The sequence below is a fragment of the Streptomyces sp. AC627_RSS907 genome (genome assembly GCF_019049165.1).
On sequence record NZ_JAGMUE010000237.1, the window covers coordinates 1 to 568 of the forward strand.

The window sequence follows — 568 nt, forward strand, 5'->3', positions numbered from 1 at the left end:
GCCCTGGAGCGGCTGGCGGACTGGACCGGCGGGCTGCTCCACGGCGACTTCGGCACCTCGCTGGCGTCCGGCCGACCCGTCGCCGACTACCTCTCCGCCGGCTTCGGGCCCACGCTGCTGCTCGCGGCGCTCACGGTGGCGCTGCTGGTCCCGATCTCGGTCGGGCTCGGCGTGCTCGCCGCCCGCCGCGAGGGCGGCGCCCTCGACCGGCTCATCAGCTCGGTGACGCTGGGCGTGTACGCGGTGCCGGAGTTCGCGTTCGGCGTGCTCCTGGTCACCGTCTTCGCGCTGCGCCTGGACTGGCTGCCACCGACCGCGGTCGGGTACGGCACCGACCTGCTGGCCCACCCCACCGTCCTGGTGCTGCCGGTCCTCGTACTGCTGTCGCGACCGGTGTGCTCCATCAGCCGGCTGGTCCGCGCCGGCATGATCGACGCGCTGGCCGCCCCGTACGCCGCGCAGGCCCGCCGCTACGGGGTCAGCGGGGCCCGCGTGTGCTACGCCCACGCGCTGCCGAACGCCGTGGCGCCCGCGGCCCAACAACTCGCCCGTACCGTCGACTGGTTGC

Annotated in this window: 1 protein-coding gene; it reads left to right on the forward strand. The window is 75.4% G+C overall.

The genetic code is table 11. The annotated features are described in order from the left end of the window. On the forward strand, positions 1-568 hold a 568-nt coding region (locus KUM32_RS32795), incomplete at both ends, for an ABC transporter permease subunit (protein ID WP_217145579.1).